The following is a 13,032-nucleotide window of genomic DNA, read 5'->3' as shown; positions in this document are numbered from 1 at the left end:
CGAAAAAAAAGCCTGCGTGAACGCAGGCTTTTTGGTCTTCTGACCCGAGTCTACCGACTCAGGCCGCCATGCGTACACTACCTCGACAACCGTCCATTAGGAACGATAGGCCTACCACTAGCACCAGCTCGCCCTCTGCAGAGCGCGCCGTGCCGGTAATGCCTTCGACGGTAATCGCGGTCATCGGTTTAATTACCAGGTCAGCAGTGCCATCGACCGCTTCCACGGCCAGGATGTACGGCTGTGGTGCCGAGACAACAATGCCCACCTTCTCGCGGCAGCTCTCGTAGCCCAGCGAATCGGCCAGCGAACGGACTGGCAGCGGACGGCCCTGGTCTTTCAGCACTGGCGCGCCGCCGACTTCCATGAACACTTCCGGCAGCTCGACCACGCGCTGTACCACGGCCATCGGCAGCGCCAGTGCAGCGCCCGAGGTCGAGACCAGCATGGTCGGCACGATCGACAGCTCGATCGGCAGGCGGATGGAGAACTTGGTGCCCTTGCCCAGCTCGGACTCGATCTGGATGGCGCCACGGTTTTTCTCCACGGCGGTCTTCACCACGTCCATGCCGACACCGCGGCCGGACACGCTGGATGCCACTTCCTTGGTCGAGAACCCCGGCAAGAATACCAGCTGCAGGCAATCGTCGGTGGATAACTGCGCCGATTCGGAGATCAGGCCTTTCTGCAGCGCCTTCGCGCGCAGCTTGACCGGGTCCATGCCCTTGCCGTCATCCTGCAGCACGATCATGACGCTGTTGGCTTCCTGCCATGCCTTGAGCTGGATGAAGGACTTGATCGGCTTGCCGGCAATCGCGCGCTCTTCCGGCGTTTCGACGCCATGGTCCAGCGAGTTGCGCAGCATGTGCACCAGCGGATCGTACAGCGAATCGACCACCACGCGGTCGACTTCGGTCTCCGCACCTTCGATGTTCAGATCGACTTCCTTACCCAGATCCTTGGCCAGTTCGCGCACCAGGCGCGGGAACTTCTGGAACAGGCGGCCAACTGGCTGCATGCGGGTCGCCAGCGTGGCGCGCTGCAGTTCGGTGGAGTAGCGCGAGGCGCGTTCCAGCGTTTCCGCCAGCGTCGACATCAGCGTCTGCGCCTGGCCTTCAAACTTGAACTGCATCAGGCGTTCCAGCAGCACGGCAGCCTGGTTAGCGGCCTGCACGGACTCGCCCGCCACTTCCAGCAGCGCATCGAGCTTGACGGCGTCGATACGGATCGATTCTTCCTTGGCGGGTGCGGATTGTGGACGTTCTTCCCTTTTCTCGGCCACTTCGCGCTTGGCAGACGGCGCTACTTTGACTTCCGCAGCGACGGCGGCAATCTCGGCCGAGCTCGGCGCGACCGTTGCCGGTGCGGCGGCGACCGGTGCTGGCGCAGCAGCGGCAACCGGTGCTGGCGCGGAACGGGTGTAGCTGCCCGCCGGCATCACGGCTTCGTACATGCCTTCCCAGTCCAGGCCATCCGGCGAGGACACGGCAGCCGGCGTTGCCGCAGCGGCTGGCGCCGGCGCCGGTGCAGCAGCTGCCGGGGCCGGTGCTGGTGCGGCGGCCTTGGCTGGCGCGGTGTCGGTCTTGCCGGCGATGGCGTCGTTGAGCAGGGTTTCCAGGTCTTTGGGCAGCGCGGGCAGGCTGTCCGGCTCGGCGCCGTTGTTCAGTTCAGCCAGCTGGTCGGCAACAAAGCCCGATGCTTGCAGCGCGGCCTCGATCGACAGCGGCGTCACCGGTGCGGCGCCGGTACGCAGCGCGTCAAACAGGTTTTCGGTCAGGTGACAAGCCGTCACCATCGCTGGCAGGCCCATGAAACCGGCGCCGCCCTTGATGGTGTGGAACGAACGGAACACTGCATTGAGTGTCTCTTTATTGTCCGGGTCACGTTCGAGCCGCAGCAGATGCTCTTCTACATTGACCGCCAGATCCATCGCCTCGACGACGAAATCCCTCAGCATATCGTCCATTAGAACCCCAGATCGGCAAGAAGGTCGTCAACACTATCCTGGCTCAGCGCAACGGTCGGCGCCGAGGGGCCCTGCATCAGAGATACTTCTTTTTGCGCAATTTTTTCCTTGACGCTAGGCGGCGCATTGTCTTTCAGCAGCTGCGCCAGCTCGGATTCCACCGTTTTGGTGATGTGCACCACTTTCTTGATCAGCTGGCCCGTGATGTCCTGGAAGTCCTGCGCCATCATGATGTCCAGCAGGCGGGCTTTTTCCGCTTCCGTGGCCGCCGAGACAGCTACCGCGAACTTCTGCGAATCGCCGGCCAGCTGCTTGAACTGTTCCAGGCTGAGCTTGCCGGCGAACAGGTCGGCCCAGCGGTTTTCCATGTCTTTGGATTGTTTGGACAGCACGTCCTGTTCCGGCATGCCTTCGTCCAGAGTATTGAGCACCTTGTTGGCGGCCTGTTCGGTCAGCGAGGCCACGTATTCGAGGCGGTCCTGGGCGTCGCTGATCTGGGTGGCGGCTTCGGTCAGCGCCTTGTCGTAGCCCAGTTCACGCAACGAATCGTGCAGCAGGCGCACAATGCCGCCCAGACGTTCGAACATCTGGCCCTTGTCGACATTGCCATCGTCTTCCTCGCCACCGGCTTCGGCGGCAGCGGCGGGCGCCGGCGCGGGCTCGGCAGCGGCCGCATCGGGCGGGCGGGCCGCAGCGACTTCTTCAAACAGACTTTCCAGATCATCTTCCGCAGCGGCGGCCGGCGCGGGTGCTGGCGCTGGAGCGGGCGCAGCTGCTTTGCTCTGAGCGGACACTTCTTCAAATAATGCGTCGAAATCGTCAGCGGCGTTAGTCATAATCCCTGCTTCTCCATATTTGGTAAATTTGCTGCCCTAAACTAGCTGTATTTGGAGATACTAACATTGGATAGAACAAGGAAGTAAGCCGCGCGACACAAAAGTAGTGCTTTGGTGCAAAAAAATCCTGTAAAAAGGATAAAAGCCCACACCTGTGTCCCCAGCTAAAGCGCTTTTATTTGATAAACATCAAGTCTTTCCATAGTATCAATAATGTAAATCGGGACTACAATAAAGTAGTGCGTTGATTCAGCAAGGAGGTCCATTATGTACCGCAAAATCCTGATCACCACCGACGGTTCGGCCGTCTCCAGCAAGACCGCCTGCGCCGGCGTGCAGTTTGCCGAACAGCTGGGCGCGGAAGTGCTGGTACTGTTTGTGGCGCCCGAGTACCAATACCCGATTTACGTGGAAATCATTCCGCCCAGCTACCCCAGCGAAGACGAATACCGCGCCGCCATGCAGCGCGCGGGCCGCGAGCACACGCAGGATGTGGTCGATTCCTGCGCCAAACGGGGCGTGCGCTGCGAAGCCATGGCCGCGTTCCACGAAAGCGCTGCGGCGAAAATCGTCGATGTCGCGCAACAGAACGGCTGCGACCTGATTTTCATGGGCTCGCATGGCCGCAGCGGCTGGGGCCAGCTCTTGCTGGGCAGCGTGACCAACAAAGTGTTGCAGCATTCCAGGATACCGGTGCTGGTTCACCGGCTGATTAAGGAGCCCGGTAGCAAATAGCCGGTGCGGGGCCGCCTTTTATAGTAAGCTTGCAAGCTTGTTTTAATCATAATAACTATTCACTTTAAACGGCCCCTACATGATTCGGATAGTCATTGCAGACGACCACACCATCATGCGTGAGGGTCTCAAGCGCATCCTCGACGGCGCGCCGGATATCGACATCGTCGGTGAGGCCATCGATGGCTTTGAGGTGCTGGGCCACGTGCGCCAGGGCGGCTTCGATCTGCTGCTGCTGGACTTGTCCATGCCCGGCCGCAGCGGCGTCGACCTGATCCGCCAGATCAAGGCCGAGGCGCCCAAGCTGGCCATCCTGATCCTCACCATGCACGAAGAGGAACAATACGCGGTGCGCGCAATCCGCGCCGGCGCCCAGGGCTATCTGACCAAGGAAAGCGCTGGCACCCAGCTGGTGGGCGCGATCCGCAAGGTGGCTTCCGGCCGGCCCTACATCAGCACCGAAGTGGCCGAGCAACTGGCGCTCAACATCATGATGCCGCACGAATCGCTGCTGCATAAACAGCTGTCGGACCGCGAATTTGAAGTATTTTCGCTGCTGGTGGCCGGCCGCTCGATCACCGAAATCGCCAACAGCCTGCACCTGAGCGTCAAAACCGTCAGCACCCACAAGACCCGCATCATGCAAAAGATGGGCATGGCCTCGCTGTCGGAAATGGTGCAGTACGCCGTCGCCCATCGCCTGCTGTCGCCGTTCAAGACCTGATTTCACGCTGCTGAGTAGGAATGCTCCTACAAAGCAGGGCCGAGCTCCTACGGTCAGATTCAGCCATTGCTGATATCTAAGCTACGCCTGTGTTGGCATACTGAAACCATACCGCACAGCACCCTAGCCCACAGGAGAACTCACCATGCTGTCTACGCAAACGTCTGATATACGCCCAGCCGCGACGACGCTGCAATCGTCGTCGATGGAAGCTGGCCGCCAGCGTCAGGGACGGCTCTGGTCCAACCTCAAGGAAGTGTGCGACATCCTGCACATTCCTTCAGCCAACTCCATGGCCACCGAAGAACTGCTGTTCCAGCACGTGCAGTTCAAAACCGGGCAACGCATCCACACCATCGGCCAGACCTTCGACACGCTCTACATCGTCAACTCCGGCTTCCTCAAAACCGTCCTCATCGACGAATACGGCAACGAACAGGTGCTGAGCTTTCCCATGAAAGGCGACCTGCTGGGCGTGGACGGCATCCACGCCCGCCAGTACTCGTCCGAAGCGGTGGCGCTGTCCGATTGCGACCTGATCCTGCTGCCGTTCAAAAAGCTGACCGCACTGGGGCGCGTGCACCTGGAGCTGGAAAACATGATGTACGGCGTCATGAGCCGCGAACTGGTGCGCGAGCAAGCCATGATCGGCATGCTGGGCGCGCTGAGCGCCGAAGCGCGCGTGGCCCGCTTCCTGGTCGCGCTGGCCGACCGCTTCGCCCAGATGGGCTACTCGAGCAAGCTGTTCAACCTGCGCATGACACGCCATGAAATCGGCAGCTACCTGGGCCTGACGCTGGAAACCGTGAGCCGCACGCTATCGGCCTTCAATGAAATCGGCCTGATCAGCGTCGACCAGCGCACCATCGGCATCAAAGACCCGGAAGCCCTCAAGACTTTGCGCCGCCTGCCCCCCTCGCGCTCCCGCGGCAAACCCGCCGCGCGCGGCAAGAACGGCGAAACCGTACCGTCCGGCCAGTTGCTGGCGGCTTTGTAGCACCCTGCAGTACTTCGCAAGAAACCTCCCGTTTTACCCAGCCTTGGGCCCGGTCACTGACCGGGCCCTTTTTTTAACGATTTTATAACTCAAAGCACAGAAAAAGGCTTGCATTCCGTCCCGGCTTCTACAATAATGAATGCAAATACGAATCATTCTTATTTATGGAGAACCAGACGATGATTACCACTACCCCTGCAATGCCACCAGCCATCGCTGCCCACCCAGTTGCCACCGCCGCTGCCCAGGCAATCAAGCCGGTCAAGCGCGTCAGCAGCGCCAGCCTCATGGATGGCGGCCGCGAAATGGAAATCGAACATGGCGGACGCGTCTACCGCCTGCGCATCACCCAGCTGAACAAGCTGATCCTGACCGCATAACCGCCCCGATTAACTGTGCGTTAAAGGGCGCCGCCGCGCCCACTCTCCCCCTTGAGTAGCCAGCCCTCCTGCCAGCCACACTCTCTTTCCCGACCAGGAGCGTCTGATGGCCATCGAACATAGCAACCCGATTTTCCTCGCCCCATCGCATGGCGGCAACAATCCCGAACTCATGCTGTCCGCCGTGCTGCATCTGATGTCGCACTACACGGCCGGCAGCGAAGCGGCTGGCGGCTGCGTCAAGCTGGCCTCGGTGATCGAGCGCCATCTGAAAGCGCTGGCCAGCCTGCCAGACCTGGCGCCGGTACTGAGCGCGACATGCCAGCAACTCTCCGAACAGTGGGCAAGCGAGGTCGAGCGCAACATGCACGAACAGGAAAAAACCAACTTCCTGAGCCGCATCATGGCCCGCGCACGCACGGCGCCATCGGTGGCCTGAGAGGACCTAGCCTTATGTGCGAGAAACACGATCCACTGGCGGCCATCATAGCCGCCGCCATGCCGCAGGTGGCGGGACCGGTCGGCGCCGCGCGCCCCACCGAACAGATCAGCAAGCAGCAAGTCATCAAACCCGTCATCAACAACATCATGAGCGTGCTGGCCAAAGAGCCGGAAGCGCAGGCCTCGCGCCGCCGCCGGCTGTGGGAACTGGGCCACGCCTGCCACTGCCCGCTGGTGGGCGTCGGCTTCCCGCTGGGCGTGCTGCGCAAGCTGGTCGACAAAGTCACCAATGGCAAAGTGGTGGCCGATGACTACGAAGTCCACGTTGGCGCCGTGACCGAATGCTCAACGCGCAACCGTTTGTCCGAAGCGCTGCAAAAAGAACTGGAGCGCCGCTACGCGCCCGTGCTGCTACGCTTCCGCAACGCCAAGACAACCGACCAGGTCGCCGAACTGTGGCGTAGCGCCGTCGCCAATGGCGATGTGGCGGGCGCCTTCTGGGCCGGCCTCACGCATCCGCGCTGCACCGCCGAACTGGAAGAGCAGATGTGCCGCGACCTGCACATGGTGCAGCACCAGGCCGGCGCTTGCGTGCGTGCCGACATCACCAAATTCAACGCCACGCTCGAAGAAAACAAGCGCCTCACGCACGACCTCAACAAAGCCCAGCAACGCAACACCGCGCTGATGGCCGAAAAAGCCGCCGAGGCCGAAAAACACGCCGCCCAGCTCATGCAGATGCGCGCGCAAGTGGTTGGCAAAGACAGCATGGTCGACTCGCTCAAGGTCGAACTGGAGCAGCTAAGAGAATCGATCCCCGGCCTGGAATCGCGCGCCAAGCTGGCCGAGCGTCTGGGCCAGATGGAAGAACGCGAACGCGCGATGCGCAACCAGATTGCCGAACTGAAGCTGGAACTGGCGCGTGCCGCCGAACAGCCGGCAGCGCCGGCGCCGGTACAGGAAGCAGCGCGCCAGGTCGTCGAACACGTCATGAAAATGCCCTTGCGCCTGAGCGACCGCGCCGTCCTGTGCGTGGGCGGGCGCAACGGCAACGTCGCCAGCTATCGCGAACTCATCGAACGCGAAGGCGCGCAATTTGCGCACCACGACGGCGGCCTCGAAGACAACGCCAACCGCCTGGAAGCGAGCCTGGCTGCAGCCGACCTCGTCATCTGCCAGACCGGCTGCATCAGCCACAGCGCGTATTGGCGCGTCAAAGACTACTGCAAGCGCAACGGCAAGCGCTGCGTCTTCATCGACAACCCCTCCATCTCCAGCCTGGCGCGCGGCCTGGAACAAGCCGGCGCCGAATAACTCCGGGGTCAGGTCCGTCATTTCTACACGACCTCTGCCGTAGCGCACGCTACGGCAGAGGTCGTGTAGAAATGACGGACCTGACCCCGGATTGTTTTAGTAGACGTCGCGGCGGTAGCGGCCGGTCGCGGTGAGCTGGTCCAGCGCTTCACGGCCCAGCGCGGCTTCGAGTGCGGCGTCGACGCCGCCGGCCATGCCGTCCAGGCTGCCGCAGATGTAGATGGCGGCGCCTTGCTCTATCCAGGCGCGCACGTCGGCGGCCTGGGCCGCCAGGCGGTCCTGGACGTACAGGCGCTCTGCCTGGTCGCGCGAGAACACCATGTCCAGTTTTTCCAGCATGCCGTCACGCTGCCAGCCGTCCAGCTCGGCGCGGTAGTGGTAGTCGTGGGCGGCATTGCGTTCGCCAAACAGCAGCCAGTTGCGGCCCTGCCCCGTCATTGCGCGCGCTTTCAGATGGCCACGCAGGCCGGCGATGCCACTGCCGTTGCCAATCAGGATCAGCGGCCGTTCGGCATTCGCCTCCAGGCGGAAGCGCTTGTGCTGGCGCAGCCGCAGCTGTACGGCCGCGCCCAGCGGCGCTTGCTGCGTCAGCCAGCCGGAGGCGATGCCGTGGCTGCCATCTTCATGCGTGTGCAGACGTACCAGCAACTGCACGCTGCCGTCGGCCGGAATCGAGGCGATCGAGTAGTCGCGCGCGTTGGCAGGATCGGCCGGTGCGGCAATCTGCACCAGGTCGCCCGACTGCCACGCCGGCAACGCGCCTTGCTCGGGCATGAGTTCGAGGTGGTAGATGGGCGCGCCTGCGCTGCCCGCATTCAGTTGCACGCGCTCGATCAGGCGCCAGGCGTCAAACGCTGGTGCGCTCCAGTCCGGCGCATCGCTGGTGCCGGCCAGGTGGCTCAGGTGCTGGCGCCATTGTGCGATCGCTTCGGCGGAACTGCGGTTGACTTCGACACGCGGGAACAGGCTTTGCGCACCCTGCGCCTGCAGCCACTGGTCCAGCGCACGGCCGAAGCCGCAGTAGTGCACATAGGCGCTGTCGCCCAGCGCCAGCACCGCGTAGTGCAGTTGCGGCAGCGGCAAGGTGGTGGTCATCAGACGGCCCGCAAACGCGGCGGCCGCATCGGGCGCATCGCCTTCGCCGTAGGTGCTGACCAGGAACAGGATGCGTTCAGCCTGCTGCAGGTCGGCGGCGCTCAGGTCGGACAGCTCGCTCAGTTGCGCGGGAATGCCGGCCAGCTTCAGTGTGGCCAGCGTTTGCTGCGCCAGCTCTTCGGCATTGCCGGTCTGGCTGGCGTACGCGATGATCCAGCCGGGCGCGGCCGCCGCTTCTGCTTTGGCGCGCGCGGCTGCTTGCCGCTTGCGGCGCGTGCGCAGGTAAGGCGCCAGGCACACCAGCGCGTAGCCCACGCCCATGCCTGCCACCAGCATCCATCGTGTGGGGTCGTTGGTCCAGATCATTCGTCTAACATGCTGCGTAAATGGGAACTCAGGTATTCGGTAAAACTGCCGTCCGCCTGGCGTACGACGAAGCGCGCGGCCAGGCCTTGCAGTTCGGCCAGTTGCAGGCCGTCGCGGCTGCCGAGCACGGTCAGCGCGGTTGACCATGCATCGGCCGCCATGCACTGCGCGTGCACCACGGTGACCGAGGCCAGGTCGTTGGCAATCGGCATGCCGCTGCGCGGGTCGATGGTGTGGGAATAGCGCTGGCCGTGGATTTCAAAATAGCGCCGGTAGTCGCCCGAGGTGGCGACCGCCAGGCCATGCAGCGCCAGCACCAGTTCGTCCGGCGCGGCCACGCCAGGCGCAATGTCAGTCACCTGCTCCAGCATCACCCACCACGGCTGGCCGTCCGGCTTGACGCCGGCGCCGCGCAGTTCACCGCCGACTTCGACCAGGTGATGCGCAAAGCCCTGCGTTTTCAGATACCAGGATAAGCGGTCCACGCTATAGCCCTTGGCCACGGCCGACAGATCCAGCTGCACTCCGCCCGGCTGCAAGGCGCGGCGGCCATTGCGCTCCAGCTGCACGGGACGCGCCGCCAGTTGCGCACGCGCCACCGTCACTTCGTCCGCAGATGGCGGCACAAAATCCGGCTGGTCAAAGCGCCCATACGGCCCGAAGCCCCACAGGTTGACCAGCGAACCGGCGCACGGATCGTAAGCGCCGCCCGAGTCGCGCGCCACGCCCATCGCATACGACAGCACGTCAAAAAACGCCGGCGGCAGCAGTTGCCAGCTCTCGGCCGCCGCGCGGTTGAAGCGACCCAGGTCGGATTCGGCTTCCCAGTGGCTCATCTGCGCCACAATGCTGTCGAGCTGTTGCTGCAAGCCGTCTTGCAGATGGTCGCAGGCAGCCGCTGGTGCAGCCACCAGCCGCACCGACCAGCTGGTGCCCATACTTTGCCCCGCATACTCGCGGAGCACGCCGCCTGCTGGCGCCGGGTCGTCGGAAATTGCGTGAGGCAGTAAAACCCGGCGCATGCCAGCCTTATTCCGGCAGGATGTCCACGATCGCCGCGTAGGTCGCGCGGCGCGGTGGCATCTGCGGCGGCTGGCCCGGCGCTTGCGGCGCCGCTGCCGGCCAGCTGCTGCTGACCATGTACGCGCCCGCCGCCGGCAGCACCAACGTCAGTTCGCCGTTGGCATCGGTGGTCTTGCGGATCTCGCCCAGCGTGCCACGGTACTTCACGCCGCCCGGAATCAGGCTGACGCCCTGGTTTGCCGCTGGCTTGCCGTCCAGCAGGAAGCGGAAGGTGGCCTTTTCGCCAGCGCGCAGCTCGGTCGGATGGGTGACCGCCACCAGCTCCAGGCCCTTGCCCGTTGGCTTCAGCACTTCCTTGCTGGCGTCGCCATTCGACACGAACGTCTCCAGACGGCTTTCGGTGCGCGACAGCTTCACCTCGCTCGCATCGGCCGGCACATCCTTGGCCAGCGATTCTTCAGTGCCGCGGAAGCGTTTGACGTTGCCTTCCTTGTCCTTGTAGCTGCCAAACACGCTTTGCGATACCAGCGCAATCTTGTAGGTGCCGGTCTTTACCAGCTTCAGATCGAAGGTATTGCGCAGCTTGCCGTTGTTGACGTTCTCGGGCGCCAGCTTGGCGCCATCCGGGCCGGTGATGTCGATGCCGTCCAGCTTGAGCGGCTGGTGGTCGATGTCAAACAGGCCTTCGGAAATGGCCGCATCCACGGTCACCCAGGCGTTGCCGTCACGGCCCGCTTCCACCTGGGTCGACGACGGCAGCAGCCACGGCTTGTGCGCCTGCGCGCTCAGCGACACCAGGGACATGCCGGCCAGCGCCAGCGCGATCAACGTTTTTTGCAGGTTCATCTCTCAGCCTTATGGTTTGACTTGCACGACGACGGTACCCAGCTCCTCTTTGCCCTGACCGGTCACGGTCACGGCCGATTTTTGCGGCCACACCAGCGGCACCTTGACCACTTCACGGCCACCCGCTTCACGCGCCGCTTCCACCAGCACCGTGTACTGGCCGGCCGGCAGCTTGTCCAGCGCGCCTTTCGGGGCATTCAGCGTCAGCTCGCCGGGGGCCTTGGTGGCGCCGGACACGCCATCCACCGGCATGGTCAGCTCACGGCCGCTCTTGCGCCACCACTGGCGCATGTCCTTGAGCCACTTGGTGCCCGCATTGTCCTTTTTCTTGGTGTCGTACAGCACCGCCAGGTTGGCCACCACCTGCTGGTCGGCATTTTCCAGCCAGGCAGCGATGTAAGGACGATGGTATTCAGCCACGTTCAGCTGCGGCACGTCGAGTTTGAGCGCCAGATCGGCGGCCATGGCCGAAGCACTGGCAAGTGGCAGACTAAGCGCGATGGAGTAGCGTAATTTCATGGAATACCTGTGGTGAGATTAATGGATGAACAGCAGTGCAATCACAACGGGAATCAGCACACCCAGGCCCACCATCGGCCAGGTGAACGGGCGGTTCGCCGCGTGGAATTTCAGGATCAGCAGGCCGGTGATGCAAAACACCAGGCAGGTGACGGCAAAAATATCAATGAACCAGTTCCATGCGGGGCCGGTATTGCGGCCCTTGTGCACGTCGTTGAGCCAGGAAATCCAGCCGCGGTCGGTATTTTCGAATTCTGTCGCGCCATCTTCCAGGCCGATGCGTACCCAGGCATCGCCGCCAGCCTTGGGCAGGGGCAAATAGACCTCATCGGCCGCCCACTCGGCAATCCGGCCGCCGGGCTGGACGTTAAACGTGCTGGCCAGCCACTGCTCGGCCTTGGCTGGCAGCGGCTCCTTGGCGCCGTCATGCTGCTCGGCGTAGGCGCGCAGCTCGGTGGTCAGCGCTGCCGGCAGTTGCGCCTGCTTGCGCACGATGCTGGGCTTGGCTTCGATCTGCGACGCGTGGTTCAGCGTGATGCCGGTAATCGCGAACAGAAACATCCCAAGCAAGCACATCGCCGAGCTGATCCAATGCCACTGGTGCAAATGCTTCAGCCAGACTGCGCGGCTGGCATTGCGGGTGGAGCTGGCGCTTTGTACGCTCACTGATATTTCCTTCGGTGAAAAAGACAAATGATAATGATTATCATTTGATGAGTCAATCCAACTTTGTGTATCTATTATGTAAAGTTACGCACAGTGAAAGCCGGGCGCGGGCGCTAAGGTGGAGCCATCCCCCACTTTTTATCATGGAGGCGCACCATGCCGCTGTACTCGCAAGACCAGATCCACACCATCGCCGCCAAGATTAAAGACGTGCGCTTCGGCATGTTCACCACGGTGGACGACGACAATGTGCTGACCAGCCGCCCGCTGACCAGCCAGCAAATCGATAACGAGGGGAATATGTGGTTCTTTACCTCGGACGAAGCGCCGTTCACGCACCATCTGGAACACCATCCGGATGTCAACGTCAGCTTTTCCAATCCCGACGACCACCTTTACCTGTCCGTCACCGGCCAGGCCTACCTGCTCAAGGACCGCGCCAAGGCGCGCGAGCTGTGGAATCCACTGGTGCGCGCCTGGTTCCCTGGCGGTCTGGACGACCCGCACCTGGCCATGATACGGGTACGCATCCAGTCCGCCGAATACTGGGACGCCAACGCCAGCAAGATGAAACAGCTGGTGCAGCTGGCCAAGGCCGCCATCACGGGCCGCGCGGCGGTGGACATGGGCAAGCACACCACCATCTGCCTGTAAACCCAAAAAACCGCAGGCGCAGGCCTGCGGTTTTATCGAGTATCAAGCGGCTCAGGTGTCGGAGGACGAACCGCCAGAGCGGCTACCACCGCCGGCGACGGCAGGGCTGTCGCGGCTACCCAGCTCGAGATCTTCGTCCTTGGCAGCGTTGGCGCCCGCGCTGCTGTTGCCCGCACTGGTGCGCGCTGCGCTGCCCGGCGACGCGGCACTTTGACGGCTACGGCCAGCATCATTCTTGTGGCTCATGGCACCGGCACGGCGTGCTTCTTCCGACGTGAATTCATGCGCCGTGCCCTTGGCATGCGCCGCGCGGCCACCTTCGGCAGCGATCTCGCGCTGCTGGGCCGGATCCATGGATGCGAACCCGCGTTTGCTGGTATCGCTCTGCTGGCTGCCTGATTTGCCGCCCTGTTTATTCTGGTCGTTGCTTGCCATGATGATCTCCTGATAGTAGTTGCCCCTGTTTGCAT

The 13,032-nt window shown here is 62.8% G+C and carries 15 protein-coding genes; 7 read left to right on the top strand and 8 right to left on the bottom strand.

The window, feature by feature from the left end; all coding sequences use genetic code 11:
* Positions 1 to 58: 58 nt before the first annotated feature.
* Both GTP58_RS01030 and GTP58_RS01025 read right to left on the bottom strand, forming a co-directional pair.
* Positions 59 to 1,966: a chemotaxis protein CheA gene (locus tag GTP58_RS01030; RefSeq protein ID WP_161075935.1), complete on the bottom strand. Its 1,908-nt coding sequence runs from the start codon at positions 1,964 to 1,966 to the stop codon at positions 59 to 61.
* A complete protein-coding gene (locus tag GTP58_RS01025) occupies positions 1,966 to 2,802 on the bottom strand; it encodes a protein phosphatase CheZ (protein ID WP_161075934.1) in 837 nt (278 codons plus the stop codon). Before GTP58_RS01025 ends, GTP58_RS01030 begins: the two co-directional genes overlap by 1 nt.
* 267 nt (positions 2,803 to 3,069) lie before the next feature.
* Between GTP58_RS01025 and GTP58_RS01020 the strand changes: the two genes are divergently transcribed.
* The 6 genes from GTP58_RS01020 (at position 3,070) to GTP58_RS00995 (ending at position 7,393) form a co-directional block, all read left to right on the top strand.
* Positions 3,070 to 3,537, top strand: coding sequence for a universal stress protein (locus GTP58_RS01020; RefSeq protein WP_161075933.1), 468 nt, complete (start codon positions 3,070 to 3,072; stop codon positions 3,535 to 3,537).
* Between the two features lie 79 nt (positions 3,538 to 3,616).
* The gene (locus GTP58_RS01015) at positions 3,617 to 4,261 is read left to right on the top strand and encodes a response regulator transcription factor (RefSeq protein WP_072781089.1); all 645 of its coding nucleotides are present in this window, start codon (positions 3,617 to 3,619) and stop codon (positions 4,259 to 4,261) included.
* A 205-nt stretch (positions 4,262 to 4,466) separates the two neighbouring features.
* Positions 4,467 to 5,258 (top strand): Crp/Fnr family transcriptional regulator, encoded by a 792-nt coding sequence (locus GTP58_RS01010; RefSeq protein WP_072781552.1) that lies wholly within the window; start codon positions 4,467 to 4,469, stop codon positions 5,256 to 5,258.
* A gap of 179 nt (positions 5,259 to 5,437) precedes the next feature.
* Positions 5,438 to 5,638 (top strand): hemin uptake protein HemP, encoded by a 201-nt coding sequence (gene hemP / locus GTP58_RS01005; protein WP_072781554.1) that lies wholly within the window; start codon positions 5,438 to 5,440, stop codon positions 5,636 to 5,638.
* Positions 5,639 to 5,744: 106 nt separating this feature from the next.
* Positions 5,745 to 6,077, top strand: coding sequence for a hypothetical protein (locus GTP58_RS01000; RefSeq protein ID WP_072781091.1), 333 nt, complete (start codon positions 5,745 to 5,747; stop codon positions 6,075 to 6,077).
* A 14-nt stretch (positions 6,078 to 6,091) separates the two neighbouring features.
* Complete coding sequence (locus GTP58_RS00995; protein WP_161075932.1) at positions 6,092 to 7,393, top strand: DUF2325 domain-containing protein; 1,302 nt, start codon at positions 6,092 to 6,094, stop codon at positions 7,391 to 7,393.
* A 96-nt stretch (positions 7,394 to 7,489) separates the two neighbouring features.
* Here GTP58_RS00995 and GTP58_RS00990 read toward each other — a convergent pair whose 3' ends face one another.
* The 5 genes from GTP58_RS00990 to GTP58_RS00970 are packed head-to-tail and all read right to left on the bottom strand — an operon-like array spanning position 7,490 to position 11,908.
* A complete protein-coding gene (locus tag GTP58_RS00990; protein WP_161075931.1) occupies positions 7,490 to 8,854 on the bottom strand; it encodes a sulfite reductase subunit alpha in 1,365 nt (454 codons plus the stop codon).
* Complete coding sequence (locus GTP58_RS00985) at positions 8,851 to 9,876, bottom strand: FAD:protein FMN transferase (RefSeq protein ID WP_161075930.1); 1,026 nt, start codon at positions 9,874 to 9,876, stop codon at positions 8,851 to 8,853. Before GTP58_RS00985 ends, GTP58_RS00990 begins: the two co-directional genes overlap by 4 nt.
* Positions 9,877 to 9,883: 7 nt before the next feature.
* Positions 9,884 to 10,723, bottom strand: a complete 840-nt coding sequence (locus GTP58_RS00980) for a DUF4198 domain-containing protein (protein ID WP_161075929.1) — start codon at positions 10,721 to 10,723, stop codon at positions 9,884 to 9,886.
* Positions 10,724 to 10,732: 9 nt separating this feature from the next.
* Entirely contained in the window at positions 10,733 to 11,242 is a 510-nt protein-coding gene (locus tag GTP58_RS00975; RefSeq protein WP_072781097.1) for a DUF2271 domain-containing protein, read from the bottom strand.
* An 18-nt stretch (positions 11,243 to 11,260) separates the two neighbouring features.
* On the bottom strand, positions 11,261 to 11,908 hold the full coding sequence (locus tag GTP58_RS00970) for a PepSY-associated TM helix domain-containing protein (RefSeq protein ID WP_161075928.1): 648 nt from the start codon (positions 11,906 to 11,908) through the stop codon (positions 11,261 to 11,263).
* A gap of 156 nt (positions 11,909 to 12,064) precedes the next feature.
* On the opposite strand from GTP58_RS00970, the gene GTP58_RS00965 reads away from it, so the two are divergent.
* A complete protein-coding gene (locus GTP58_RS00965; RefSeq protein ID WP_161075927.1) occupies positions 12,065 to 12,562 on the top strand; it encodes a pyridoxamine 5'-phosphate oxidase family protein in 498 nt (165 codons plus the stop codon).
* A gap of 51 nt (positions 12,563 to 12,613) precedes the next feature.
* On the opposite strand, the gene GTP58_RS00960 is transcribed toward GTP58_RS00965, so the two are convergent.
* Positions 12,614 to 12,997 carry a KGG domain-containing protein gene (locus GTP58_RS00960; protein ID WP_161075926.1) on the bottom strand — a complete coding sequence of 128 codons (384 nt, stop codon included), beginning with the start codon at positions 12,995 to 12,997 and terminating at the stop codon, positions 12,614 to 12,616.
* Positions 12,998 to 13,032 lie beyond the last annotated feature (35 nt).

This window comes from Duganella sp. CY15W (assembly GCF_009857555.1).
Taxonomy (GTDB): Bacteria; Pseudomonadota; Gammaproteobacteria; order Burkholderiales; family Burkholderiaceae_D; genus Rugamonas; species Rugamonas sacchari.
This window is presented reverse-complemented; position numbering and strand designations above follow the sequence as displayed.